The sequence below is a fragment of the Actinoplanes lobatus genome, from assembly GCF_014205215.1.
Lineage (GTDB): Bacteria > Actinomycetota > Actinomycetes > Mycobacteriales > Micromonosporaceae > Actinoplanes > Actinoplanes lobatus.
This window is the reverse complement of record NZ_JACHNC010000001.1, coordinates 1,458,173-1,482,847: the sequence shown is the minus strand read 5'-3', so window position 1 is coordinate 1,482,847 and position 24,675 is coordinate 1,458,173. Positions and strand designations below refer to the sequence as shown.

Here is a 24,675-nt window from a genome sequence, read left to right as displayed (position 1 = left end):
CAGGCGATTTTCCGCCGTCCGCAAACCCCACGGACGTCGGAAAATCGCGTGCCATCTCACCGGCGGCGAATCGCGGGTTCCCAGAGGGCTACAACGGGATGTTGCCGTGCTTTTTGGGCGGCAGGGACTCCCGCTTGGTGCGCAGCATCCGCAGCGACCGGACGATCTGGGTACGGGTCTGCGACGGCTGGATGACCGCGTCCACGTACCCCCGTTCGGCGGCGATGTACGGATTGGCGAGCGTGTCCTCGTACTCCCGGATGAGCTCGGCCCGGCGCTGAACCGGATCCTCCGCGGCGGCCAGTTCCGCCCGGTAGAGGATGTTGACCGCGCCCTGGGCGCCCATCACCGCGATCTGGGCGGTCGGCCAGGCGAAGTTGACGTCGGCCCCGAGGTGCTTGGACCCCATCACGTCGTACGCCCCGCCGTACGCCTTCCGCGTGATCACGGTGACCTTGGGCACGGTGGCCTCGGCGTACGCGTAGATGAGTTTCGCCCCGCGCCGGATGATGCCGTCCCACTCCTGTCCGGTGCCGGGCAGGAAGCCGGGGACGTCCACGAACGTGAGCACCGGGATGTTGAACGCGTCACAGGTGCGCACGAAGCGGGCCGCCTTCTCGGACGCGGCGATGTCGAGCGTCCCGGCGAGGCTCATCGGCTGGTTGGCGACCACGCCGACGGGCCGTCCCTCGACACGCCCGAAGCCGACCACGATGTTCTGCGCGTAGAGCGGCTGGACCTCGAGGAACTCGTCGACCACGGTCTCGATGACGGTCTTGATGTCGTACGGCTGGTTCGGCGAGTCCGGGATGAGGGTGTCCAGCGCCCGGTCCTGCTCGGACAGCTCCAGGTCGGCCGGCTCGTCGTAGACCACCGGCTCGTCCAGGTTGTTGCTGGGCAGGTAGGAGATCAGGGCCCGGACGTACTCGACCGCGTCCTCCTCGTCGCTGGCGAGGTAGTGCGCGTTGCCGCTGCGGGTGTTGTGGGTACGTGCCCCGCCCAGCTCCTCCATGCCGACCTCTTCACCGGTGACCGTCTTGATGACGTCCGGGCCGGTGATGAACATGTGCGACGTCTGGTCGACCATGACGGTGAAGTCGGTGATGGCCGGGGAGTAGACGGCGCCGCCCGCGCAGGGGCCCATGATCAGGGAGATCTGCGGGATGACGCCGCTGGCCCGTACGTTGCGGAAGAAGATGTCGGCGTAGAGGCCGAGCGCGACCACGCCCTCCTGGATCCGGGCGCCGCCGGAGTCGTTGATCCCGATGATCGGGCAGCCGATCTTCATGGCCAGGTCGAGGACCTTGACGATCTTCTCGCCGAAGACCTCGCCGAGGGATCCGCCGAAGACCGTGAAGTCCTGCGAGAAGACGCACACCTGCCGGCCGTCGATGGTGCCGTGGCCGGTGACCACGCCGTCGCCGTACGGCCGGTTGCGGTCCAGGCCGAAGGCGGTGGACCGGTGCCGGGCCAGCTCGTCGAGCTCCACGAAGGAGCCCTTGTCGAGCAGCAGCTCGATGCGTTCCCGCGCGGTTTTCTTGCCGCGGGCGTGCTGTTTCTCGATGGCCCGCGCGGAGCCCGCGTGCACGGCCTCCTCGGTTCGGCGGGTGAGATCGGCGAGCTTACCGGCGGTGGTGTGGATGTCGGGCTCTGTCGTCACGAAGGTCTCCACCCTCTGAGCGCTCGTTAAGGCAACGATCAGCATCGTAACCAGATCTCGTCGCACGCGGAGGGCGTCGCTACGCGTGCGTTTCATACCCAATGCCCCATTCGTTACGAGTGGCGTGACGAACTGGATGACCGCGGCCGGGCTCGCCTTCATCGCAGGCGGCCTCGCCACACTGATCAGCTTCCGCACCGTGCTCTTCGGCGGCGAGGCTCGTCGGGCGAACCGGGCCGGCTCATCCGCTCGCCGCCGGCGCCCGGAATCCACCGTGAGGTCCACACCCGGACCACGCCCCGCGGTCGAAGCCGGTCCGGTAGCGGGCGAGGAGCCCCGGTTCGGCCGCCGTCGAAGGCTGGCGGCCGCCTTCAGCGGAGGGCCGGCCGAGCCGGACGCCCTCCCGAGCGGACTGGCCTCCATCGGGCTGGCCGACGAGGAGGACGAGGACGCCCACCGCCGGATCGGCTTTGCCGACCACGACCCCGGCGAGGAGGAGGACCTCGGCGAGCTGGGGCCGCTGTTCTTCGACGAGGAGGAACGGCTCGGCTACGAGGACGGCTACCTCGATGACGATTTCTGGCCGTCGCGCCGCCGGCGCGATCCGGAACCGGACGGCCCGGCCTGGGCGCGGCGAGACGCCGAGAGCCCCTCGGGGTACGCGGGACGCTATGCCGGACCGGACGACGAGAAGCCGCTGCCGGACTGGGACTGGCCCCGCTGGTCCGACGTCGACGTCGACGGCCGCCCGCCGTCCGGCGACTACTGGACCCCGGTGCCCGACGACCTCTACCCCTCCCAGGGTATTGACCGGCTGCCCCCGGTGCCGTCCTACGAGCCGGCCACCGGGTTCGACCTGCCGGTGGTGCCCGCCGAGCCGGAGTGGCCCCCGCATGAGCAGCGGGCGGCCCGGCTGCCCCGATCCTGGACGGACCGTGACGGCCAGCGGGGTGGGGAGTCCCGGCCCAGTCCGCGGCCCCGTCCGTACGTCAGCCGCCATTCCGCAGGCCCACCGGCTTAAGCTCGCTGGGTGGCCTACACCGAGCTCGACCGCCCGCCCCTGTCCGTACGGGCGCTGACCCGCGCCCTGGTGGTGCCCGGCGGGCTGTGGTCGCGGCTCGAGATCCCGGAGGAGACCGGCTCGACGAACGCCGACGTGGCCGCCGCCGCCCGGACCGGAGAACCGGAGGGCCTGGTCGTGGTGGCCGAGAGCCAGATCTCCGGGCGCGGCCGCCGGGACCGGCAGTGGACGTCGCCGCCCCGGGCCGGGCTCACGCTGAGCGTGCTGCTGCGGCCCGGCCCGTCGGTGCCGGCCGCCTCCTTCGGCTGGCTGCCACTGATGGCCGGGGTGGCGCTGGCCGAGGCGGTGACCCGGGTGGCCGGGGTGGAGGCCGCCCTGAAATGGCCCAACGACCTGCTGGTCGGCGAGCGTAAATGCGCCGGGATCCTGGCCGAGGTGTCCGGTGACGCCGTGGTGATCGGGATCGGGCTGAACGTCAGCACCCGGGCCGAGGAGCTACCGGCCACCACCGGCGCCGAGGCCACCTCGCTGCGGATCGCCGGCGCGGAGAACACCGACCGCGATCCCCTGCTGCGGGCGCTGCTGCGTGGCCTGGAACGCTGGTACACCGGCTGGCGCGAGGCGGGCGGCGACGCCGAGATGTGCGGGCTGATGGGGGAGTACCAGCGCATCTGCGCGACCCTGGGCCGCCGGGTGCGGGTGCTGCTGCCCGGCGGTGACGAGCGGACCGGCGAGGCGGTCTCGGTGGACGCCGGCGGGCAACTGGTGATCCGTACGGTGGAAGGGCTTGACTTCTCCGTCTCGGCCGGGGACGTGCTGCACGTACGCTGAACGCGTGGCGTTCCCGGAAGATGTGCTCGCGGACGAGGAGGAGATCGTTCTCCACCTGCGTCCGCATTGGAAGGCGGCGGTCGCCCCGGTCCTGATCCTGGCGCTGACCCTGACCGGCCTGGTCCTGGGCTGGGTGAAGCTGCCGGGGACCGAGGCGGGCCGGATCGGCCTGCTGCTGGTGGCCGCGATCATGCTCTACTACGCGGTCCGTTACGGCGTCCTGCCGCTGCTGGAGTGGCATGCCACCCGCTATGTGCTGACCACCGAGCGGATCCTGTTCCAGCGCGGCCTGCTCACCCGGGAACGGCGGGACCTGCCGCTGAACCGGATCAACGATCACGCCCTGACCCAGTCGCTGCTGGACCGGCTGCTCGGCAGCGGCACCCTCACCGTCGACTCGATCGGCGAGCAGAGCGTGGTGCTGGCCGGGGCGCCGGCCGCCGAACTGGTGCAGAGCACCCTCTACGAGCTGATCGAGCTGGCCCCGGCCGAGGAGGCCGAGGAGGAAGAGGTGGGCTAGCGCAGGTCGAGGCTGGCCACGCTGCCCGGTTCGTCCACCGCGCTCAGCTCGGCCAGGCCGGCGGTCGCGTCCAGGTCGGCGATGGCGCCCTCGTGACCGTCGACCGGCGGCTTGAGGAAGACGAACGTCCGGTACGCCCAGAACCGGAACAGTGTCGCGAGCCCGATGCCGAACGTGGTGAGCGCCAGCAGCGCCATCTTGTCGTCGTGCTCGGAGAAACCGAACCCGTACTTGCCCAGGTAGGTGAGGCCGGACTGGATCAGCATGCCGACCAGGTTGAACCCGAAGAACAGCGTGTACTCACGGCGCAGCGCGGTCCGGGTGTGGTGTCGGTACGTCCAGTAACGGTTCGCCACGTACGCCAGGGTGGTCGTGATGACCGTCGCCAGAACGCTCGCCTTCACCGGGCCGATCGGCATCGACACGTAGTAGATCGCGAGGTACAGAAGCGTGTTGCCGGCCCCGATGATGCCGAAGGCGATGGCTTCGGGTGCGAGACGGCGGAGGCGTTCCGTCAGCGTGCTGGCTGAGGGCATTGGGCAACCTTAAGGGAACGGGGGTGATTACGCCGAGTCACTGTGAGTAGGACGACGGCGTCGCAGCGGGAACCGGGGCGGCAGCGGCCCGGAAGACGAAACGGCGGTAGGACCAGAAGCGGAACAGTGTCCCTAGGGCGGTCCCGATGATCACGCCGGAGATGTTGTCGGCGAACGGGCTGCGCAGCGCGGGCCAGATCTGGCCGAGGCCGTAGTGGCTGATCCCGAGGCAGGCCAGGGCGATGCCGAGGCCGATGGCGTTCAGCACGAAGAAGGTCGTGTACTGACGGGCCATGTTGGTGTGGTCGCCGTCCCGCCAGGTCCAGAACCGGTTGCCCAGAAAGGCGATGGTCGTGGCGATCACGGTGGAGGTGGCCTTCGCGGTGAGCGTCTCGGCGCCGGCCCGCAGCAACAGGTTGTAGAGCACGAAGTCGACGGTGAACGCGAAACCGCCCACCAGGCCGAACTTGCCCAACTCAGGGATGAGTGCCTTGATCCGGGTGCGCAGGCCACTCGCCTGCGGGGAATTCGGGGGCACGGATCCGAGGGTACCGGCGCGGGTCACGGATCGCTGTCCCCGTTGCCGGGTCTTAACCGGACGTCTCGACGTGGTGACGCTGTCGGTACGGAGGGTTACGGAAGCCGTCGACCTCACGGATCTCGGCGAGCCGGTTGCGGCAGTCCCCGCACCACCCGAGATGGGTACGCATCCGGTGGGCGTCGCGCGGGGCCAGCCGGCCGCGCACCTGGCCGCCCAGCCGCTCGCCCGCCCACCGGCACTCCGGGTGATCGGCCGCGGTCACGTGCTGCTGGAGATAGAGGCTGCGCAGACCCTCCCGGGCGCGGTGGGCCAGCACCGCCACCGCGTTCGGGGTAAGGCCCATCCGCGGGGCCAGCTCGGCCGGGGTGCTGCCCTCCACCTCGGTCTGCCACAGCACGTCCCGCCAGCGCGGGGGCAGCTGCCGGAACGCGGCGGCGGCGAAACTGCGCTCCAGACGGTCCAGGGCCGGGTCGGTGAACGGCTCGCACGCGTCGTACCGGGTCAGGTCGTCGGTGAACTCCAGCCGGCGGTCCACCCGGGCCCGGCGGTAGGAGAGGTGCCGCATGGTGGTGTGCAGATAGGCGCGGAAGGCGACCAGTGGCCCCCGCCCGGCCCGCAGCGTGGCGAACACGTTCGCGAACGTCTCGGCGACCAGGTCGTCGACGTCCGCCGGATGGCTCACCAGACCGAAGGCGAACCTGCGGGCCGCCGCGTGGTGCCGCTGATAGAGCGTCCCGTACGCGGCCGTGTCACCGGTCCGGACCGCCCCGAGCAGATCGGTGTCCGAGTCCGCGCCGTCACCCGGCACCGTCATTCCGCCTCCTGTGGCCGGAACTGCGAGGAAAGCCCGATTAGGTGAAAGTCTAAGGTGCTAAGTCCGTTTTGTGAAAGTTGTCGCGAGAACGGTGTGGCTCGGGCGGGCTTGCAAGCTCGTGCACGTTGCGGCGAAGAATCGATCGTTTGCGCGCACAGCAACCAAAGAATGTGCGGTTGTCCACAGGTGAAGCCGATGAACTCAACGCACTGTCGGGCTTACGCTGACGTAACTCCCATGAAGACGGCCGGATCCTCCGGCAGTTTTGTCATAGGTCAGTGCCGACCGAAGGAGCTTCACCTTGTCTCAGCCCCCTACCTCGCATCCGCGCCTGCTGGCGTGGATCGACGAGGTCGCCGCCCTGACCACGCCCGACCGGATCGTCTGGTGCGACGGTTCGGAGGCCGAATGGACCCGCCTCACCGACGAGCTCGTCGAGTCGGGCGCCCTGGTCCGCCTCAACCACGAGAAGAAGCCGAACTCGTTCTGGGCGCGTACCGATCCGTCCGATGTGGCACGCGTCGAGGAGCGCACCTTCATCTGCTCGGTCGACGAGGCCGACGCCGGTCCCACCAACAACTGGATGGACCCGGCCGAGATGAAGCAGCTCATGACGGGGCTGTACAAGGGCTGCATGACGGGCCGGACGATGTACGTCGTCCCGTTCTGCATGGGCCCGCTGGACGCGGCCGAGCCGATGTTCGGCGTCGAGCTCACCGACAGCCCGTACGTCGTGGCCAGCATGCGCATCATGACCCGGATGGGCGCCGAGGTCCTCAAGGTGATGGGCGACGACGCCGACTTCGTGCCGGCACTGCACTCGATCGGCGCGCCACTGGCGGAAGGTCAGGACGACGTCGCCTGGCCGTGCAACGAGACCAAGTACATCTCGCACTTCCCGGAGACCCGGGAGATCTGGTCGTTCGGCTCGGGTTACGGGGGCAACTCGCTGCTGGGCAAGAAGTGCTTCGCGCTGCGCATCGCCAGCGTGGCCGCCCGCGACGAGGGCTGGCTCGCCGAGCACATGCTGATCATGAAGTTGACCTCGCCGGAGGGCGTGGTCCGCTACATCGCCGGCGCGTTCCCGTCGGCCTGCGGCAAGACCAACCTCGCGATGCTGGACCCGACTCTCGACGGGTGGAAGGTCGAGACCATCGGTGACGACATCGCCTGGATGCGGTTCGGCGAGGACGGCCGGCTCTGGGCCACCAACCCCGAGTTCGGGCTGTTCGGCGTCGCGCCCGGCACCGACTTCCACACCAACCCGAACGCGATGCGCACCCTGGCCAAGGGCAACTCGGTCTTCACCAACGTGGCGCTCACCGACGACGGCGACATCTGGTGGGAGGGCATGGGCGAGCCGCCCGCGCACCTCATCGACTGGAAGGGCAAGGACTGGGCGCCCGGCTCCGAGGCCGTCTCCAGCCACCCGAACAGCCGGTTCTGCACCCCGATCGAGCAGTGCCCGATCCTCGCCGACGAGTACTACGACCCGCGCGGCGTCCCGATCGACGCGATCCTCTTCGGCGGCCGCCGCAAGACGACCATCCCGCTGGTCAGCGAGGCCCGCGACTGGGTGCACGGGGTCTACCTGGGCGCCACCCTGTCGTCCGAGACCACCGCGGCCGCGGTCGGCCAGGTCGGCGTGGTCCGGCGTGACCCGATGGCCATGCTGCCGTTCATCGGCTACCACGCCGGCGACTACTTCCAGCACTGGATCGACATGGCCAAGGGCGCGTCCGGCGACGCCGCCAAGCTGCCCAAGGTCTTCTACGTCAACTGGTTCCGGCGCGGCGACGACGGCCGGTTCCTGTGGCCCGGATTCGGCGAGAACAGCCGGGTTCTCAAATGGGTGGTCGAGCGCCTCGACGGCAAGGCCGACGCCGTCGAGACCCCGATCGGTCACGTGCCCACCCCGGAGGCGCTCGACCTGACCGGCCTGGACCTCGACCCGGCCGACCTGGCGGCGGCTCTGCGGGTCGACCCGGAGGAGTGGCAGGCCGAGATCCCCCAGGTCACCGAGTGGTTCAACAGGTTCGGCGACAAGCTCCCGGCGGTCCTCTGGGCCGAGCTGGACGCGCTGAAAGCCCGTCTCGCCGACGCATGAACAACCGGCTGGTCCCCCGCTCGCGGCAACGGCGCCCGGGCGGGGACCGGCCGGTCGGCCGATGCGCCCGATAGCACGATCGGGCGCATCCTCCGGGCACTTGGTCCCGGGGCGGGCCGTCCCCGCTTGAGCCTGCGGCGGGGGTGGCTACGCTTTGGGGTGATGAGCGTGCGTTCTCTGGTCTACACCTTTTACGAACGGCGGCTGGCGGGGAAGCTGGCCGGCAAGCCCGTGCCCAAACACATCGGCGTGATGTGCGACGGCAATCGCCGGTGGGCGCGGGAGATGGGCTTCGTCGACCCGAACGACGGCCACCGCGTCGGCGCCACCCGGGTCAAGGACCTGCTGACCTGGTGCGACCAGTCCGGTATCGAGCACGTCACGCTCTACCTGCTGGCCACCGACAACCTGCGCCGCCCGTCCGCCGAGCTGGACCCGCTCGTCAAGATCATTGAGGATCTGGCGACCGAGCTGGCCGAGGAGGGCAACCCCTGGCGGCTGCGCATGGTCGGCGCCCTCGACATCCTGCCCGCCGCCACCGCCGCCACCCTCAAGGCCGCGCAGGAGAAGACCCGCGACCGCGGCGACGGCGTCGAGGTCAACATGGCGGTCGGCTACGGCGGCCGTCGCGAGATCACCGACGCGGTCCGCTCCCTGCTCTACGAACACGCCGCCACCGGCGGCACCATCGAGGAACTCGCCGAGATCCTCGACGTCGAGCACATCGCCGAACACCTCTACACCCGCGGCCAGCCCGACCCCGACCTGGTCATCCGCACCAGCGGCGAACAGCGCCTCTCCGGCTTCCTGCTGTGGCAGTCGGCGCACTCGGAGTTCTACTTCCACGACGCCAACTGGCCCGACTTCCGCCGCATCGACTTCCTCCGGGCCCTACGCTCCTACGCCACCCGCCAGCGCCGCTACGGTGCCTGATTGCTCCGCTTCGCTCCGCGGCAAAACGCCTTGTAACCGGTGTCGAGGCAGGTGATTTCCCGCCGCAGCACACCCCGCTGCGTCGGCAAATCAGCTGCCTCGACACCGGCGGCGTTTTGCGGGGACGCCGAGTGCACCGCCGTCCAGCTCAGCGTGAATGTTCCGTGGGCGGGATGAGCGAGGGGTCGTCCCGCTTGGCGGAACGGGTGGTCGGTCGGGGTGGGTCTGGTTAGAACCTGCGGAGGCCTTCGGTCAAAAAGGCGGCTACGGCGTGGGGGGACTCCAGGGTCAGGTCGGCGGCGCTGGAGACCTCGGCGCCCGTCTCCGGGTTGGCCACGGCCACCGCCATGCCGAAGAAGGCCGGGTCGACGGCCTCCCGGGCGCGCAGCGCGTCGAAGGCCTTGACGTCCGACATGTCGTCGCCGAAATACCACGCGCAGCCCGCGTTGCGGACGCCCTCGGTGATGACCACGCCCTTGTCCTGGTCGACCGGGGGTTTCAGCTCGACCACCATGCGGCCGTGCTGGATGCGCAGCCCCAGGCGCTCGGCCTGCTCGTGGGCCCAGCGCTCGACGGTGCGGGCGTGGTCGGGGGCGGTGCGGTAGTGGAGTGCCACGGAGAGCCGTTTGAACTCCACCAGGATCTCGGCGGGCAGCTCGGCGCGGGCGGAGTCGGCCAGGTCGGCCATCGTGGGCACGAAGTCGAGGGCGGCCGGCTCGGTGACCACCTGGCCGTCGTGCCACACCTCGAGGCCGTAGAGGCCGTGCAGGTCGACATTGCCGAGCGTCTCGAAACGGGACCGCAGGAAGCTGACCGGGCGGGCGGAGACGATGGCCACCCGGGCGACCGACTCGGCCAGTCGCTCCAGGACTCCGAGCACCTCGGGCACCGGCTGGGAGGCGTCCGGATCCTCGGTGACGGGAGATAGAACACCGTCGAAATCGAAGAAGAAGGTTGTCGCGGAGGCGCGCTCGGCGGTGAACGCCCACGCCTCGTCGGTGGTCAGTGGATGGGTCGGACGTGCAGTCTCTGCCACGGGCCCAGACTACCCGCGGATGGTCGTCTTTTAAGCCTGGTGATTTTCGGGTGCGGCGGTCGTCACCCTTGTGGGACTGATTTTGCGCACTACCGCAAGGCGTAGTTGACCGCTAGCGTTTGAGTCATGGCGCGGGGTCGTCCCGGGCCAGCCGGTCGGCCCGGACCTGCGACGACTGCGCCACGGGGACCGCAATCCGACCCCGTGCAGAGGGCCGGCGACCGGTAGGTGGCGGACCGCGGGCGGACCGGGTTGCACGCCCGCTGGAGCAGGCCTGTGACATCTCGCCGTACCGATGCCGGGATCGACCAGAACCCGGCCGACAAAGTGCCCAGCAGCCGCGCCACCACCGGGCGCCGTAAGACCCGGGACCGGCACGCCGACGCGGAACCCGCCCCGGCCGGCCGGGTCTTCGTTCTGGACACTTCGGTCCTGCTGTCCGACCCGGCGGCGTTCCGCCGGTTCACCGACCACGAGGTGGTCGTCCCGCTCGTGGTCATCTCCGAACTGGAGGGCAAACGTCACCACCCTGAGCTCGGCTGGTTCGCGCGGCAGTCGCTGCGGATGCTGGACGAGCTGCGGATCAAGTTCGGGCGGCTGGACCAGCCGGTGCTCTGCAACGACGAGGGCGGCACGCTGCGGGTGGAGCTGAACCACGCCGACCAGAGCGTGCTCCCGCAGGGGTTCCGCAACGACTCGAACGACACCAGGATCCTCTCCGTGGCGCTCGGTCTGGCGGCCGAGGGGCGCGATGTCACCCTGGTGAGCAAAGATATGCCGCTGCGGGTGAAGGCGGCGTCGGTCGGCATCACCGCCGACGAGTACCGGCACGGCCAGGCCAGCGACCCCACCTGGACTGGTATGTCCGATCTGGAGCTGTCCGAGGAGCAGGTGAACTCGCTGTACTCCGGTGAGGAGCTGGAGGCCGAGGAGGCGGAGAACCTGCCCTGCCACACCGGCCTGGTGATCCATTCGCCGCGTGGCTCGGCGCTGGCCCGGGTCAACCCGGACAAGACCGTCAAGCTGGTCCGTGGCGACCGGGACGCGTTCGGGCTGCGGGGCCGGTCGGCGGAGCAGCGGGTGGCGCTGGACATCCTGCTCGACGAGCAGATCGGCATCGTGTCGCTGGGTGGCCGGGCCGGCACCGGCAAGTCGGCGCTGGCGCTGTGCGCGGGCCTCGAGGCGACCATGGAGCGCAACCGCCACAAGAAGGTGGTGGTGTTCCGCCCGCTGTACGCGGTCGGCGGCCAGGAGCTCGGCTATCTGCCCGGCAGCGAGTCGGAGAAGATGTCGCCGTGGGCCCAGGCGGTCTTCGACACCCTCGGCTCGGTGGTGCACGCCAACGTGGTCGAGGAGGTGCTGGCCCGCGGCATGCTCGAGGTGCTGCCGCTGACCCACATCCGCGGCCGGAGCCTGCACGACGCGTTCGTGATCGTGGACGAGGCACAGTCGCTGGAACGCAACGTGCTGCTCACCGTGTTGTCCCGGATCGGGCAGAACTCGCGGGTGGTGCTGACCCACGACGTGGCACAGCGCGACAACCTGCGGGTCGGCCGGCACGACGGCGTGACCGCGGTGATCGAGGCTCTCAAGGGGCACCCGATTTTCGCCCATGTCACTCTCACCCGCTCCGAGCGGTCGCCGATTGCTGAGGTGGTCACCGATCTGCTGGAGGAGATCCCTCTGTGAGGTAGCGCCAGCGCGGGGATTTCGTGCCGAATTTGCCCAGAAAGTCATGTGATTGAGGTCACAACTCCGCGCTGGCGTTTCACATCCACTTCACCTTGCGCCATGGTCTTTGGCGAGCGCCATCTGGTGGCCCCGGTCGGGTCGCGGTGCTCGCGGCGCGATTCGCTCCTGAGCGGACGCGCCGTGTCATTGCCCCCGACGAAGGGAATCTTCGTGAAGCGGCTCTGGAGCCGGCTCGGAGTTCGTGCTGCATCCGTCGGTATTCTCGCGGCGGGTCTCACCGGCGGCGTGTACCTCGGCCAGGACCGGGACGTTCAGCAGCAGGGCGCCGAAGCGCAGCTTGTCGCGCAGGCCAACCTGGACGAGATCCGGCTTCTGAAGCAGCGTCAGGCGGATCACGCCGCGGCCCGGGCGCACCGCGTGCAGGCCGAGGAGGCCGCCGCGGCCAAGGCGGCCAGCGAGGTCAAGGCCGCCGCGTCCAAGGCGCGCACGCTGGAGAAGAAGGTCATCGAGGCCAAGGAGGCCGCCGAGGCCAAGGAGGCCGAGGAGGCGTCCGGCCCGGTCGTCTTCACCGGGGAGATCCCGTCGTCCTGCAACGAGTACAGCGGCAGCCGTGAGATCGGCTGCGCCCTGATGCTCGACGCCGGTTTCGGCCTCGACCAGTTCCCCTGCCTGGACAAGCTGTGGAAGAAGGAGAGCGGCTGGAACTACAAGGCCGAGAACAGCTCCTCCGGGGCGTACGGGATTCCGCAGGCTCTGCCGGGCAGCAAGATGGCCTCGGTCGCCGACGACTGGAAGACCAACCCGGCCACCCAGATCAAGTGGGGTCTCGGCTACATCGAGGGCCGCTACGACACCCCGTGCGGCGCCTGGGGCCACTCACAGGACGTCGGCTGGTACTGATCCGAGCTCGTTGACGGGGCTGCGCGGCAATCCGCGCGGCCCCGTTTTCGCTGTGATCCAATGTCCATATGGTCCCCAAAGCGGGTTTATGTCTGCTCGTGGTCCTGGGTTCGGTCACACCGGGCGGAAGCGGCGCCCGTGCCGAGACCGCGAAACCACCGGTCCGTGAGGTGGTCGGCGGCAAGGTCGCCGGCAACGGCAGGTTTCCCTGGGCGGTGCGGCTCTCGATGGGCTGCGGGGGCGCCCTCACCGCGCCCCGGGTGGTGCTCACCGCCGGGCACTGTGTGGGGCCGACCGGGCCCAACGACCGCATCACCGTGACCGCCGGCTCCACCGACCTGGAGTCCCGGCAGGCGATCACCGTGAAATCCGTCGAGGTCTACCGTTCGCCGGACTTCGTGACCGAGACCTCCGGCGACGACTGGGCGGTGGTGCGCCTGGAACGCGAACTGGATCTGCCCACCCTGGAACTCGTCGCCGACGACGCCGATCAGGGCACCTTCACGGTGATGGGGTGGGGACAGACCCGGGAGACCTCGCCGCAGCAGGAACGCCGCCTGCACTACGCGACCGTGCCGACGATCCCGGACGCCGAGTGCGCGGCCGCGTACCGCAAGATCGGCGTCAAGGTGATGAAGGAGAAGTCGATCTGTGCCGGGCGGCGGGGCGTCGACACCTGCCAGGGCGACTCCGGCGGGCCCATGGTGCGCCGTGACCGGGCCGGGCGCTGGGCGCAGGTCGGGATCGTCAGCTGGGGGCTGGGCTGTGCGCGGGACGGATATTTCGGCGTCTACACGCAGATCTCGGTCTACCGGGACGCGATCCGGGAAGCCGTACGCAAACTGAGCTGACCGTCTCCTCCGGTGGCCGAGGGTGCGCCGCCCTGCGACCATCGAGGCATGGGTTACGGGTGGGCGGCCGGCGCACGCACGGACGATGCGGGGCGTTTCGGCACCGAGGCTTTCTACGCGTCGCTGGGCCGGGCGTTCGTGACGATGTGCGCCGTGGTCCCGGCGCTGTTCCTGATCGAGGCGATCGACGTCGCCCTCGGCGCCGGCACGCTCGACGTGGCCGGCGGCATCATCCCGCACCACGTGGCGGGGCTCGACGGGGTGCTGTTCAGCCCGTTCCTGCACGGCGACTGGGAGCATCTGTACGGCAACGCCGTCCCGCTCATCCTGCTCGGCACGTTCGTGCTGGCCGGGGGAGTGCGCCGGTTCCTCTGGTCGACCGCCCTGATCATGCTGGTCGCCGGGCTCGGCGTCTGGTTCATCGGCGACCCGGACACGGTGGTGGTCGGCGCCAGCGGTGTGATCTTCGGCTATCTCGGGTTGCTGCTGACCCGTGGCCTGGTCGAGCGCAGCTGGTGGCATCTGGCGGTGGCCGCGTTCATCGGCCTGCTGTACTGGTACCAGTTCTTCAACATCCTGCCCACCGACCAGCGGATCTCCTGGCAGGGCCACGGGCTCGGCCTGCTCGGCGGTGTCATCGCCGCGATCGTCTTCCGCCGCCGCTGACCACAGTGCCCAGCCCACTCACGGAACGGCGCACCCTAAGCCGGACGGCGGTGCACTCACCACCCCCGCAAAACGCCGCCGGTGTCGAGGCAAGCGATTTGCCGACGCAGCGGGGTGTGCTGCGGCGGGAAATCGCCTGCCTCGACACCGGTTACAAGGCGTTTTGCCGCGGAGCGAAGCGGAGCCATTGGGCCCAGCGTTTTGCCGCGGAGCGAAGCGGAGCAATCAGGCCCAGTGCCGCGGAGCGAAGCGGAGCCATTGGGCCCAGCGTTTTGCCGCGGAGCGAAGCGGAGCAATCAGACTCAGCGGCCGTCGAAGTCGACCGCCGAGTAGAGGGCGAGCTTCTCCAGGCGGTGATAGGAGTCGATGACCCGGATGGTGCCGCTCTTGGACCGCATCACGATCGACTGGGTGTGCGCGCCGCCGGAGCGGTAGCGGACGCCCTTGAGCAGGTCGCCGCCGGTCACGCCGGTCGCCACGAAGAAGCAGTTGTCGCCGGTGACCAGCTCGTCGGTGGTCAGGACGCGGTCGAGGTCGTGCCCGGCGGCGATCGCCTTCTCCCGCTCGGTGTCGTCCAGCGGCCACAGCTTGGCCTGGATCATGCCGCCGAGACATTTGAGCGCACAGGCCGCGGTGATGCCCTCCGGCGTGCCGCCGATGCCCATCAGCACGTCCACATCGGATTCGAGGCGGGCCGCGGAGATGGCGCCGGCGATGTCACCGTCCGAAATGAACTTGATGTTGGCGCCGGCCTGCCGTACCTCCTCGACCAGCTTCGTGTGACGGGGGCGGTCGAGGATGCACACCGTCACGTCGGAGACGGTGGACCGCTTGGCCTTGGCGATGCGGCGCAGATTCTCCTTCACGCCGGCGTCGATGTCGATCACGTCGGCGCAGTCCGGGCCGACGGCGATCTTGTCCATGTAGAAGACCGCGCTCGGGTCGAACATGGCGCCGCGCTCGGCCACCGCGAGCACCGCGATCGAACCGGGCATGCCCTTGCTCATCAGCGTCGTGCCGTCGATCGGGTCGACCGCGACGTCCACCTCGGGGCCGGTGCCGTCGCCGACCCGCTCCCCGTTGAAGAGCATGGGCGCCTCATCCTTCTCGCCCTCACCGATGACGACGACGCCGCGCATCTGGATCGAGTTGATGAGTTTGCGCATGGCGTCGACGGCGGCGCCGTCACCGCCGTTCTTGTCACCGCGGCCGACCCAGCGGCCGGCAGCCATCGCGGCGGCTTCGGTCACGCGGACGAGGTCGAGGGCGATGTTACGGTCGAGGTCCTGGGGGACTCGGGCGGGCACGGCGGCCTCCTCGCGACGTTGCGGGGCTGTCAACTCTCCTGATCCTGGCACCTCGGGACGTGCCAAGTCTCGGTTCAGCGACATGGTTAACAATGGCTTGGTGGAACCCACCCCAGCCGAACCCCAGCCTTCGCCTCGCCTTTCCGCCCGGGAGGGCCGGTCGCCGCGCGACATGATCACGTCGCTGTTGGTGCTGCTGGTGCCGATCGCGCTGTGCCTCACCTTCTACCGGGTGGTGCTGGACGGCGACAAGCCGATCTCCATCGATCCGGCCGAGACGATCCAGACGGCCCAGCGGGCGTTCCCGGTGGCCCAGCCGCGGGGGCTCGGTGAGGACGACTGGCACGTCTCGTCGGCCGCCTTCCGCCGCGTCGACGGCGGCGCCACGCTGCGCATCGGCTACGTCGGCCCGGCCGGCAAGGCCATGCAGCTCGTCCAGAGCACCGTCGCCCCGACCACGCTGATCCCGGCCGAGGTCGGCGACTCGGGCAAGCGGACCGGCGCCTACCGCACCGACGAGCGGGTGTGGATGGAGTACGCCGGGCGGCCCGGCGAGACCGCGCTGATCTTCACCGAGCCGGCCCGGACCATCGTGATCATCGGCGACGACAGCGACACCGAGAACCTGGAGAAGCTGGCCTCGTCGCTGTCCTAGCCGCTAGTCGTCGGTGCGGGCGGCGCGGGCGGTCTCGATGCGCTCGCGGGCGCCGTCCAGCCAGCGGCGGCACACGTCGGCCAGCTTCTCGCCGCGCTCCCACAGAGCCAGCGACTCCTCCAGGGTGCCGCCGCCCTGCTCCAGCCGCTCCACCACGGTCGCCAGCTCGGTGCGGGCCTGCTCGTACGTCAGCTTCTCGTCGCTCATCAGCTCTCCACCACCGCAGCCTGCAGCTCGCCCTCGGCGAGCCGGATCCGAAGAAGGTCACCCGCGGCCACCTCGTCCGCGGAGCGGACCACATGACCGTCGGGGCGTTGCACGATCGCGTAACCGCGCTCCAGCGTCTTGGCCGGCGACAGGGCGCGCAGCCGGGCCAGGGTGTGCTCCAGCGCGTCGTCGGCGCGGCGCAGCCGGTGCTCCAGGCTGCGCCCGGCCCGGTCGCGCAGCGCCGTCACCTCGGCGCCCCGCTGGTCGAGCAGCACCTCGGGGCGGGCCAGCACCGGCCGGGACCGCCACGCCTCGATCCGCTGCCGCTCCCGGTCGATCAGGGTGATCACCGCCCGGTCCAGGCGGGCCCGGGCGTGGGTGATCAGCTTCTGCTCCTCGGCCAGGTCGGGCACGATGCGCTTGGCCGCGTCGGTCGGCGTGGACGCGCGCAGGTCGGCCACGTAGTCGAGCAGCGGCGTGTCGGTCTCGTGGCCGATCGCGCTGACCACCGGGGTGCGCGCCGCGAACACCGCCCGGCACAGCGCCTCGTCGGAGAACGGCAGCAGATCCTCCACGCTGCCGCCGCCCCGGGCGATGACGATCACGTCGACGGTGTCGTCGTGGTCGAGCACCTTGAGCGCGTCGATGATCGGCGGCACCGCGGTGGCGCCCTGCACCGGCACGTTGATCACCCGGAAGTCCACCGACGGCCAGCGGCGGCGTGCGTTCATCAGCACGTCGCGCTCGGCGGCGCTGGCCCGGCCGGTGATCAGGCCGATCCGCCGCGGCAGGAACGGCAGCCGCCGCTTGCGCTCGCGGGCGAACAGGCCCTCCGCGGCGAGCAGGCGCTTCAGCTTCTCCAGCCGGGCCAGCAGCTCGCCGAGGCCGACCTGGCGGATCTCGTCGGCGCGCAGGCTGAGCGTGCCCCGGGCCGGGTAGAACTCCGGCTTGGCGTGCATCGTCACCCGAGCGCCCTCGGACAGCTCGGGGGCGCCGGCGTCGAGCACGTCACGGTGCGCCGTCACGGTGAGGCTCAGATCGGCCGACGGGTCACGCAGGGTCAGGAACACCACGCCGGAGCCGGGGCGGCGGCTGATCTGCGCGACCTGCCCGTCGACCCACACCCAGCCGAGCTTGGCTATCCACCCGCTGATCTTCTGGCTGACCACGCGGACCGGCCACGGGTCCTCCGGGGTGCTGCGCGCCGTGCTGTCGGGCTCGTTCACCCGGCCAGACTACGTAAGCCCTCCGACATTTTCGCCGGTGCGATCCTCGGCCGTGTCCGTCGTGCGGGGCTCGGCGTGGCCGCCGTACCGGGTCAGATCGACCGGTGTGCGCCGCTCCGGCAGGAGGGCCTCGACGAGTGCGATCGCGGCCAGCACGAGCAGCCCGGCACAGGCCCAGAAGATCAGGTCGGCGACCAGGTACTTGACGTCGACGTGCGGGCTGCCGCCGCCGAGGCCCAGGAACGGGTACGGGAAGCCGTACCGCTCCGGGTAGTCCGCCATGCAGCACCGCGTCGTGGTGGGGAGCATGGTCGCCACCATCCCGGCCAGGGTGAGACCGGTGCCCACCAGGATCCCGGGCCGGCTCGGGATCAGCCGCCGCCGCATCAGCAGCAGCACGCCCCCGGCCACCAGGACCACATGAAAGACCAGGAAGGTGTCGGTGAGGCCGCCGTCGGCCGAGGCCGCCAGGTTCAGCAGGCCGACGCCGACGAGGAACCATCCGGCCATCACGCGGAGGACAGCCGGAATCGAGGGCCACAACTCCGCGTTCACGTACCGATTATCAAGCCGCTAACCGCGTATCCGGGCCAAAACGGGCTTACCGGCTGCGGATGGCTCTCACGACGAGGCCGATCAAAACCGCCAGGACCATTCCCGCGTACGCCCAGACGACCAGATCGATGACCAGATCCGACGGGTAGACGCCCCACGACTCGGCCCGGGCCAGCCGGATCGCCTCGTCCGACGTGTCGGCAACCGCACCCCGGCCCAGCCAGGTCAGCGGCCAGCCGCGGGACTCGAAGAAGCTGAACATGCAACAGAGGCCGCTGGCGTACACGGTCAGGCCGGCCAGAGCTCCGGTCACCCCGGTCACCCCCGCGGCGACCGAGACGAGCCGTCCGGACAGCCCGAGCCGATGCCACAGCAGCAGCACCAGCCCGCCGGCGGCCACCACGGCACCCATGAACGCGTCCGTCAGGTCGCCGCCAAACGGGCTCATGACCAGCCAGAACCCGCCCGCGAGCACACTCAACAGGCCGATCCCCGCGCGCACCGGGCCGATCACATCGATCTTTTCGGTCACCGTCATGCGCGCAGTATGGCAAGTCGGCGCCAGCGGGCTGTGGCGCTGATCGCAGAGCGGCGGGGCTCCCGGCGGGGCACGTACCATGGCCGGGTGACTGAACCTCGTAAGCGGGTGTTGCTCGCCAAGCCGCGTGGCTACTGCGCCGGTGTCGACCGCGCCGTGCAGACCGTCGAGGAGGCGCTGAAGCTCTACGGCGCCCCGGTCTACGTGCGCAAGCAGATCGTGCACAACAAGCACGTGGTCAGCACCCTCGAGGCCCGCGGCGCGATCTTCGTCGAGGAGAACTTCGAGGTTCCCGAGGGCTCGACCGTGGTGTTCTCCGCCCACGGCGTGGCGCCCGAGGTCCACGACCAGGCCCGTGAGCGCAACCTCAAGGCGATCGACGCGACCTGCCCGCTGGTGACGAAGGTGCACCACGAGGCCAAGCGGTTCGCCGCTGAGGACTACGACATCCTGCTCATCGGCCACGAGGGCCACGAGGAGGTCATCGGCACCGCCGGCGAGGCGCCCGAGCACATCCAGCTCGTCGACGGCCCCGACGACGTGGAGAACGTGGTGGTCCGCGACCCGGCGAAGGTGGTGTGGCTGTCCCAGACCACGCTCAGCGTCGACGAGACCATGGAGACGGTGGCCCGCCTCAAGACGCGGCTGCCGCTGCTCCAGTCGCCCCCGAGCGACGACATCTGCTACGCCACCTCGAACCGGCAGCACGTGATCAAGGAGATCGCGCCGGAGTGCGACGTGGTGATCGTGGTCGGCTCCACCAACTCGTCCAACTCGGTCCGCCTGGTCGAGGTGGCTCTCGGCGCCGGCGCCCGGGCCGGCCACCTGGTCGACTACGCCTCGGAGATCCAGGACGAGTGGCTGACCGGCGCCACCACGGTCGGTGTCTCGTCCGGCGCCAGCGTGCCCGACGAGCTGGTCATGGAGGTGCTCGCGCACCTCGCCGAACGCGGCTTCGGCGAGGTCACCGAGTTCACCACGGCCGAGGAGCGCCTCACCTTCTCGCTGCCGCAGGAGCTGCGCCGCGACATGAAGGCCGCGGGGAAGGCGAGCTAGCTGAGTTCGGGGGCCTGCGGCTGGCGGGGGGCCACCTCCACCTGTACGGGCGGGAGCAGCTCCTCGTCGGAGACGCCCATCTCGGCCAGCTTGCGGGCGCTGACCAGCACCCGCGACTCCAGCGACCCGACCGCCCGGTTGTAGGCGCCGACCGCCGCGGACAGCGATGTCCCCAGCTTGTCCACATGGTCGCCGAGGGTGGACAGCCGCCCGTAGAGCTCGCGGGCCAGCCCGTGCACGGCGGCCGCGTTGCGGGTCAGCGCCTCCTGCCGCCACGAGTAGGCGACGGTCCGCAGCATGGCGATCAGCGTGGCCGGGGTGGCCAGCACGATGTTGCGGCGGAAGGCGTGCTCCATCAGCGCCGGGTCCCGTTGCAGGGCGGCGTCCAGGAACGGGTCGGCCGGCACGAACAGCACCACGAAGTCGGGCGCCGACTCGAACGCCGACCAGTACCGCTTCCCGGACAGCGCGTCCACGTGCATGCGCAGGTGCCGGGCGTGCTGGTCGAGGTGCCCGTCGCGGGTGTGCTCGTCACGGGCCTCCATCGCCGACAGGTAGCCCTCCAGCGGGGCCTTCGCGTCGACCACCACGGTCCGCCCGCCGTGCAGCCGGACCACCAGGTCGGGCCGCACCCCCTGATCGTCGGTGGCGGCGGTCACCTGCTCGGCGAAGTCGCAGTGCTCCAGCAGCCCGGCCGCCTCGACGATGCGCCGCAGCTGGTGCTCGCCCCAGCGGCCGCGCACCTGCGGGGCCCGCAGCGCGGCCACCAGCTGCCGGGTCTCGGTGCGCAGCTCACCCGAGACCACACCCATCGACCGCACCTGTTCACGCAGCTCCGCGTACGCGTCGACCCGGTCGTGCTCGAGCTGGGCGACGCGCTGCTCGTACCGTTGCAGGGTGTCGTGCAGCGGGGCGACGGCCCGGGCCACCGCCTCCTGGGACTGGGCGGTCGCCTCATAGGACAGCGCCCGCAGCGACTGCTCCAGCCGCTGCTCACCCTCCCGGGCGGCCTCCAGTGTCGCCTCCAGGCGGGCGATGTCGGTGGCGGCGCGGGCCCGCGCGGCGAGCCAGCCGATCGCCGCCCCGGCGGCCAGACAGGCGAGGACCACGGCCAGTGTCGAGAACGTCACCACCGCAGATTGCCAGAAAGACCGGACACAGCAGGCGGGGGTAGCGTGGAAAACATGATGCGCGTGTTGCTGCTCCTGGCCATCGTCGCAATGGTGCTGCTGTTCATCGCCGCCGTGCAGCGCAGCGGGCAGACCCGCCGCCAGACGCAACTCGACGACGCCCGCGCCGAGGCCCAACGGTGGTACGAGCGGCTCGGCGGGCAGGTGATGAACCTCAGCTCCGAGGAACCGGCCGCCCGGCAGGCGCTCGCCGACGCGGGCGAGCGCTACAACGCCGCCGGCGGTCAACTGCGACAGGCCAATTCGGTACGCCAGTTCGCGCTGGCGCGGGAGTCGGCGCTGGAGGGCCTCACCTATGTGCGGGCCGCCCGCCTGGCCATGGGCCTCGACCCGGGCCCCGACCTGCCACCGCTGCACTCCGCCCAGGGCACCGGGCAGATCACCCAGGAGCGCGAGGTGACGGTCGAGGGGCATTCGTACAAGGCGGGGCCGCGGCCGGGCGCCGACACCCCCTACTACTACCCGGGCGGGCGGGTGCAGGGCCGGCCGGTGCCGGCCGGCTGGTATTCGACGCCGGTGTGGAAGACGGCGCTCGGGGCCGGCGCCGGTGTGCTCGGCGGCATGCTGATCTTCGACGCGCTGCTGTCACCCGGGTTCGGCGACATGGACTTCGACGGCGACGTCGGCGATGCCTTCGGCGGCGACTTCGGCGACTTCGGGGACTTCGGCGGCGACTTCTAGCCCCGCGTGGCTACTTCGGGCCCCGGGTGCGGCGGGCGATCTCGCGGCGCAGCGCGCGCGGGCTCGGCCAGATCTGGGTGAGGTCGGCGGTGAACACCGGACCGCGCGAGGTGTCGGCCAGCGCCGGGCCGCCGGTGGCGCCGTCCTGCACCGGGTGCACGCTGTCCATGCCGGCCGGCAGCACCTCGAGCACCGTCCGCAGCCCGTCCCGGCGGAACACCACGGCCACGATGTCCCCCCACGCCAGCATGATCGGGTCGGACTCCTGCGAGGCCATCTCCAGGCCGGCGGAGGACACCCGCACCCAGGTGCTGAGGGCGGCCCGGGCGGACACCGCGTAGGCGCCGGCGAAACCCGCCCCGATCAGCGCCCCCTGGAGCAGGATCGCCCACCACGGGTCGCCGCTGCCCCCGGCGATCCAGTCGATGAGCGGGGACACCACCAGGTAGGCGGCCATCAGCACGGCGAACACCACGAGAAAGGTCCGGGCGCGCGACGACCGGAACACCACCGCGTCGCGGGCCGGGGCCCGGACCTCCTCAGGGGTGAGCGACATGCCTCCTATGGTGGCGGCCCCGCTCAGAATGCGCAGGCGATCACCAGCTCCGGGGTGCGGTCGCGGAGCAGGTCCAGCTTGCCGATCCGGCCGGCCGCCCGGAAGTCGCCGTCGATCAGCGCGAGCCGGTCCAGCATGTCGGCCGGGCCGAGCGCCTCGGCCAGCGGGATCTCCGTCCGCATCGACAGTTTCCGGTCCGACTTGGCCCGGCGGACCTGCCGCAGCGCCTCACCGGCCAGGTCCAGCAGACCCGGATCGCTCTCCGGCGCCACCCGGGTCAGCTCGTACCTCGTCGGCCAGGTCGAACGGTGCACCGAGCCGTAGCGCCACCACGACCAGACCTCCTCGGTGACGTACGGCAGGAACGGCGCGAACAGCCGCAACAGCACCGACAACCCGGCCGCCAGCGCCGCCCGCGCCGAGTCGCCGCCCGGGCCCCGCGCGTACGCCCGGTCCTTGACCAGCTCGATGTAGTCGTCGCAGAACGTCCAGAAGAACGTCTCGGTGGCCTGCAACGCGTCGGTGTGCTGGTACTCGTCGAACGCCGTCGTCGCCGTGACGACCACCTCGGCCAGCCGGCCCAGCATGGCCCGGTCCAGCGGTTCGGTGACCGGCTGCCGCAGCGCCGCCGCCGCGCCCAGCCCGAGCGCGAACTTCGACGCGTTCAGCAACTTGGTCGCCAGCCGCCGCCCGACCTTCAGCTGCGCCGGCTCGAACGCCAGGTCGGCGCCCGGCCGGCCGCTCGCCGCCCAATAGCGGACCGCGTCCGACCCGTACTGTTCGAGCAGCTGGATCGGTGTCTCGACGGCGTTGCCCAGCGACTTGGAGATCTTCTTGTGGTCCGGGTCGAGGATCCAGCCGGACAGCACGGCCCGCCGCCACGGCAGGCTGCCGCCGAGCTGGTCGGCCCGCAGCACCGAGGAGAACAGCCAGGTCCGGATGATCTCCTGCCCCTGCGGGCGAAGATCCATCGGGTACGTGCGGGCGTGCAGATCGGCGTCGGTGCTCCAGCCGGTGACGATCTGCGGTGACAGCGACGACGTGGCCCACGTGTCCATGACGTCCGGGTCCGCGGTGAACCCGCCCGGGACGTCCCGCTGATCCTCCGAGAAACCGGGCGGGCAGTCGGACGACGGGTCCACCGGCAGCGCCGCGTCGTCCGGGACGAGCAGCCGGGAGTGGTCGGGTTCGCCGTGGGCGTCCAGCGCGTACCAGATCGGGATGGGCACGCCGAAGAACCGCTGCCGGCTGATCAGCCAGTCCCCGGTCAGGCCACCCACCCAGTGGTCGTAGCGGTGCCGCATGCTCTCCGGCGTCCACCGCAGCTCCCGGCCCCGGGCCAGCAGCCGCTCCCGTAGCCCGGCATCGCGCCCACCGTTGCGGATGAACCACTGCCGGCTCGTGACGATCTCCAACGGCCGGTCGCCGCGCTCGTAGAACTTGACCGGATGCGTGACCGGGCGCGGCTCGCCGATCAGATCACCGGACCCGCGCAGCAGCCGGACCGTCTCGGCGCGGGCCGCCGCCACGGTCAGCCCGGTCAGCCCCCGGTAGGCGGCGACCGGGACACCGGGCGGGGCGTCCGGCAGGAACCGGCCGTCGCGGCCCAGGACCACCCGCGTGTCCAGAGCCAGGTCGCGCCACCAGGTGACGTCGGTCAGGTCGCCGAACGTGCAGACCATCGCGATCCCCGTACCCTTGCCCGGGTCGGCGAGCGGGTGGGCACGGACCGGGACCTCGACGTCGAAGAGCGGGGTCCGCACGGACGTGAGACCCGCGAAGCGGGGATCGTCCGGATGATGCACCAGGGCGACACACGCCGGCAGCAGCTCCGGCCGGGTGGTGTCGATCTCGACGGGCCCGTCCGGGCCGTGGAAGCGCAACTTGTGGTACGCCCCCGGGCGCTCCCGGTCCTCCAGCTCGGCCTGGGCGACGGCCGTGCGGAAACCGACATCCCACAGGGTCGGGGCCTCCGCCGTGTACGCCAGACCGGCCGCCAGGTTCGCCAGGAACGCCCGCTGCGAGACGGCCCGCGCGGTCGCGCCGATCGTCGTGTAGGTCAGCCCCCAGTCGACCGACAGCCCGAGCCGCCGCCACAGCGCCTCGAAACCCTTCTCGTCCTCGACGGTCAGCCGGCCGCACAGCTCGACGAAGTTGCGCCGCGAGATCCGCTCCTCACCGCCGCCCGCCGACGGCTCCCACGCCGGGTCGTACGGCAGCGACGGGTCACATCGGACACCGAACAGGTTCTGCACCCGCCGCTCGGTCGGCAGCCCGTTGTCGTCGAAACCCATCGGATAGAAGACCGTCTTGCCGCGCATCCGCTGGAACCGGGCGACCGTGTCGGTGTGCGTGTACGAGAAGACGTGGCCGACGTGCAACGAGCCGGATACGGTCGGCGGAGGTGTGTCGATCGCGTACACGTCGGCCCGCTCCTTGGAACGGTCGAACGCGTACGTGCCCTCCTCCTGCCAGCGCGGCGCCCACCGGTCCTCGAGGCCGTCCAGCGACGGCTTCTCGGGGACACCGTGGCGTCCGGTTCCCGTATCAGTCATGCCGGTCAGCGTAGGACGACCCGGCCGGACCGGCCAGGCGT

Annotated in this window: 25 protein-coding genes; 12 read left to right on the top strand and 13 right to left on the bottom strand. The window is 70.6% G+C overall.

The annotated features are described in order from the left end of the window. Positions 1-88 precede the first annotated feature (88 nt). On the bottom strand, positions 89-1,660 hold the full coding sequence (locus BJ964_RS06495; RefSeq protein ID WP_188119833.1) for an acyl-CoA carboxylase subunit beta: 1,572 nt from the start codon (positions 1,658-1,660) through the stop codon (positions 89-91). A gap of 124 nt (positions 1,661-1,784) precedes the next feature. On the opposite strand from BJ964_RS06495, the gene BJ964_RS06490 reads away from it, so the two are divergent. Genes BJ964_RS06490 through BJ964_RS06480 form a run of 3 tightly spaced genes read left to right on the top strand, consistent with a single transcriptional unit; the run spans position 1,785 to position 4,032 of the window. Then, the gene (locus BJ964_RS06490; RefSeq protein ID WP_188119832.1) at positions 1,785-2,681 is read left to right on the top strand and encodes a chromosomal replication initiator protein DnaA; all 897 of its coding nucleotides are present in this window, start codon (positions 1,785-1,787) and stop codon (positions 2,679-2,681) included. A gap of 9 nt (positions 2,682-2,690) precedes the next feature. Continuing rightward, a complete protein-coding gene (locus tag BJ964_RS06485; RefSeq protein ID WP_188119831.1) occupies positions 2,691-3,512 on the top strand; it encodes a biotin--[acetyl-CoA-carboxylase] ligase in 822 nt (273 codons plus the stop codon). A gap of 4 nt (positions 3,513-3,516) precedes the next feature. Further along, on the top strand, positions 3,517-4,032 hold the full coding sequence (locus BJ964_RS06480) for a PH domain-containing protein (RefSeq protein ID WP_188119830.1): 516 nt from the start codon (positions 3,517-3,519) through the stop codon (positions 4,030-4,032). On the opposite strand, the gene BJ964_RS06475 is transcribed toward BJ964_RS06480, so the two are convergent. The 3 genes from BJ964_RS06475 to BJ964_RS06465 are packed head-to-tail and all read right to left on the bottom strand — an operon-like array spanning position 4,029 to position 5,923. After that, entirely contained in the window at positions 4,029-4,568 is a 540-nt protein-coding gene (locus BJ964_RS06475) for a GtrA family protein (protein ID WP_188119829.1), read from the bottom strand. The genes BJ964_RS06480 and BJ964_RS06475 overlap by 4 nt on opposite strands. A gap of 37 nt (positions 4,569-4,605) precedes the next feature. Beyond that, entirely contained in the window at positions 4,606-5,106 is a 501-nt protein-coding gene (locus tag BJ964_RS06470; RefSeq protein ID WP_229806595.1) for a GtrA family protein, read from the bottom strand. A gap of 52 nt (positions 5,107-5,158) precedes the next feature. After that, entirely contained in the window at positions 5,159-5,923 is a 765-nt protein-coding gene (locus BJ964_RS06465; RefSeq protein WP_188119827.1) for a sigma-70 family RNA polymerase sigma factor, read from the bottom strand. 301 nt (positions 5,924-6,224) lie between these two features. Between BJ964_RS06465 and BJ964_RS06460 the strand changes: the two genes are divergently transcribed. Both BJ964_RS06460 and BJ964_RS06455 read left to right on the top strand, forming a co-directional pair. Continuing rightward, a complete protein-coding gene (locus BJ964_RS06460; RefSeq protein ID WP_188119826.1) occupies positions 6,225-8,030 on the top strand; it encodes a phosphoenolpyruvate carboxykinase (GTP) in 1,806 nt (601 codons plus the stop codon). A 162-nt stretch (positions 8,031-8,192) separates the two neighbouring features. Then, entirely contained in the window at positions 8,193-8,963 is a 771-nt protein-coding gene (locus BJ964_RS06455) for an isoprenyl transferase (protein ID WP_188119825.1), read from the top strand. A gap of 229 nt (positions 8,964-9,192) precedes the next feature. On the opposite strand, the gene otsB is transcribed toward BJ964_RS06455, so the two are convergent. Further along, on the bottom strand, positions 9,193-9,999 hold the full coding sequence (otsB, locus tag BJ964_RS06450; RefSeq protein WP_188119824.1) for a trehalose-phosphatase: 807 nt from the start codon (positions 9,997-9,999) through the stop codon (positions 9,193-9,195). A gap of 276 nt (positions 10,000-10,275) precedes the next feature. On the opposite strand from otsB, the gene BJ964_RS06445 reads away from it, so the two are divergent. From BJ964_RS06445 to BJ964_RS06430, 4 genes are all read left to right on the top strand, one after another. Next, positions 10,276-11,688: a PhoH family protein gene (locus BJ964_RS06445; RefSeq protein ID WP_188119823.1), complete on the top strand. Its 1,413-nt coding sequence runs from the start codon at positions 10,276-10,278 to the stop codon at positions 11,686-11,688. Positions 11,689-11,901: 213 nt separating this feature from the next. After that, entirely contained in the window at positions 11,902-12,591 is a 690-nt protein-coding gene (locus BJ964_RS06440; protein WP_188119822.1) for an aggregation-promoting factor C-terminal-like domain-containing protein, read from the top strand. Between the two features lie 68 nt (positions 12,592-12,659). Continuing rightward, complete coding sequence (locus BJ964_RS06435) at positions 12,660-13,442, top strand: S1 family peptidase (protein ID WP_188119821.1); 783 nt, start codon at positions 12,660-12,662, stop codon at positions 13,440-13,442. Between the two features lie 48 nt (positions 13,443-13,490). Continuing rightward, complete coding sequence (locus BJ964_RS06430; protein WP_188119820.1) at positions 13,491-14,108, top strand: rhomboid family intramembrane serine protease; 618 nt, start codon at positions 13,491-13,493, stop codon at positions 14,106-14,108. Between the two features lie 302 nt (positions 14,109-14,410). Here the strand turns inward: BJ964_RS06430 and glpX are convergent, their stop codons facing one another. Next, positions 14,411-15,415, bottom strand: a complete 1,005-nt coding sequence (gene glpX / locus BJ964_RS06425) for a class II fructose-bisphosphatase (protein ID WP_188119819.1) — start codon at positions 15,413-15,415, stop codon at positions 14,411-14,413. A gap of 100 nt (positions 15,416-15,515) precedes the next feature. Between glpX and BJ964_RS06420 the strand changes: the two genes are divergently transcribed. Continuing rightward, a complete protein-coding gene (locus BJ964_RS06420) occupies positions 15,516-16,070 on the top strand; it encodes a DUF4245 domain-containing protein (protein ID WP_229806594.1) in 555 nt (184 codons plus the stop codon). A gap of 3 nt (positions 16,071-16,073) precedes the next feature. Here BJ964_RS06420 and BJ964_RS06415 read toward each other — a convergent pair whose 3' ends face one another. Genes BJ964_RS06415 through BJ964_RS06400 form a run of 4 tightly spaced genes read right to left on the bottom strand, consistent with a single transcriptional unit; the run spans position 16,074 to position 18,596 of the window. After that, positions 16,074-16,277, bottom strand: a complete 204-nt coding sequence (locus tag BJ964_RS06415; protein WP_188119818.1) for an exodeoxyribonuclease VII small subunit — start codon at positions 16,275-16,277, stop codon at positions 16,074-16,076. Continuing rightward, positions 16,277-17,503 carry an exodeoxyribonuclease VII large subunit gene (gene xseA / locus BJ964_RS06410; RefSeq protein WP_183222672.1) on the bottom strand — a complete coding sequence of 409 codons (1,227 nt, stop codon included), beginning with the start codon at positions 17,501-17,503 and terminating at the stop codon, positions 16,277-16,279. Before xseA ends, BJ964_RS06415 begins: the two co-directional genes overlap by 1 nt. Before the next feature lie 9 nt (positions 17,504-17,512). Further along, entirely contained in the window at positions 17,513-18,058 is a 546-nt protein-coding gene (locus tag BJ964_RS06405) for a hypothetical protein (protein WP_188119817.1), read from the bottom strand. A 46-nt stretch (positions 18,059-18,104) separates the two neighbouring features. After that, positions 18,105-18,596, bottom strand: coding sequence for a hypothetical protein (locus BJ964_RS06400; RefSeq protein WP_188119816.1), 492 nt, complete (start codon positions 18,594-18,596; stop codon positions 18,105-18,107). A gap of 9 nt (positions 18,597-18,605) precedes the next feature. Between BJ964_RS06400 and BJ964_RS06395 the strand changes: the two genes are divergently transcribed. Continuing rightward, complete coding sequence (locus BJ964_RS06395) at positions 18,606-19,652, top strand: 4-hydroxy-3-methylbut-2-enyl diphosphate reductase (protein WP_223149486.1); 1,047 nt, start codon at positions 18,606-18,608, stop codon at positions 19,650-19,652. Here the strand turns inward: BJ964_RS06395 and rmuC are convergent. After that, complete coding sequence (gene rmuC, locus BJ964_RS06390; protein WP_188119814.1) at positions 19,649-20,782, bottom strand: DNA recombination protein RmuC; 1,134 nt, start codon at positions 20,780-20,782, stop codon at positions 19,649-19,651. The genes BJ964_RS06395 and rmuC overlap by 4 nt on opposite strands. A 54-nt stretch (positions 20,783-20,836) precedes the next feature. Here rmuC and BJ964_RS06385 point away from each other — a divergent pair, with 54 nt between their 5' ends. Further along, the gene (locus tag BJ964_RS06385) at positions 20,837-21,523 is read left to right on the top strand and encodes a hypothetical protein (protein WP_407650791.1); all 687 of its coding nucleotides are present in this window, start codon (positions 20,837-20,839) and stop codon (positions 21,521-21,523) included. Positions 21,524-21,533: 10 nt separating this feature from the next. Here BJ964_RS06385 and BJ964_RS06380 read toward each other — a convergent pair whose 3' ends face one another. Next, positions 21,534-22,079, bottom strand: coding sequence for a hypothetical protein (locus tag BJ964_RS06380; RefSeq protein WP_188119813.1), 546 nt, complete (start codon positions 22,077-22,079; stop codon positions 21,534-21,536). A gap of 23 nt (positions 22,080-22,102) precedes the next feature. After that, positions 22,103-24,634 (bottom strand): valine--tRNA ligase, encoded by a 2,532-nt coding sequence (gene valS, locus BJ964_RS06375; protein ID WP_188119812.1) that lies wholly within the window; start codon positions 24,632-24,634, stop codon positions 22,103-22,105. Positions 24,635-24,675: the final 41 nt, after the last annotated feature.

Bases quoted from the DNA above. Each gene is read 5' to 3' on its own strand.
- BJ964_RS06475 (WP_188119829.1), bottom strand. From the start codon at position 4,568: ATGCCCTCAGCCAGCACGCTGACGGAACGCCTCCGCCGTCTCGCACCC.
- BJ964_RS06380 (WP_188119813.1), bottom strand. From the start codon at position 22,079: ATGTCGCTCACCCCTGAGGAGGTCCGGGCCCCGGCCCGCGACGCGGTG.
- BJ964_RS06455 (WP_188119825.1), top strand. From the start codon at position 8,193: ATGAGCGTGCGTTCTCTGGTCTACACCTTTTACGAACGGCGGCTGGCG.
- valS (WP_188119812.1), bottom strand. From the start codon at position 24,634: ATGACTGATACGGGAACCGGACGCCACGGTGTCCCCGAGAAGCCGTCG.
- BJ964_RS06465 (WP_188119827.1), bottom strand. From the start codon at position 5,923: ATGACGGTGCCGGGTGACGGCGCGGACTCGGACACCGATCTGCTCGGG.
- BJ964_RS06400 (WP_188119816.1), bottom strand. From the start codon at position 18,596: ATGACGGTGACCGAAAAGATCGATGTGATCGGCCCGGTGCGCGCGGGG.
- BJ964_RS06415 (WP_188119818.1), bottom strand. From the start codon at position 16,277: ATGAGCGACGAGAAGCTGACGTACGAGCAGGCCCGCACCGAGCTGGCG.
- BJ964_RS06430 (WP_188119820.1), top strand. From the start codon at position 13,491: ATGGGTTACGGGTGGGCGGCCGGCGCACGCACGGACGATGCGGGGCGT.
- BJ964_RS06435 (WP_188119821.1), top strand. From the start codon at position 12,660: ATGGTCCCCAAAGCGGGTTTATGTCTGCTCGTGGTCCTGGGTTCGGTC.
- BJ964_RS06395 (WP_223149486.1), top strand. From the start codon at position 18,606: ATGGCAAGTCGGCGCCAGCGGGCTGTGGCGCTGATCGCAGAGCGGCGG.
- BJ964_RS06385 (WP_407650791.1), top strand. From the start codon at position 20,837: ATGATGCGCGTGTTGCTGCTCCTGGCCATCGTCGCAATGGTGCTGCTG.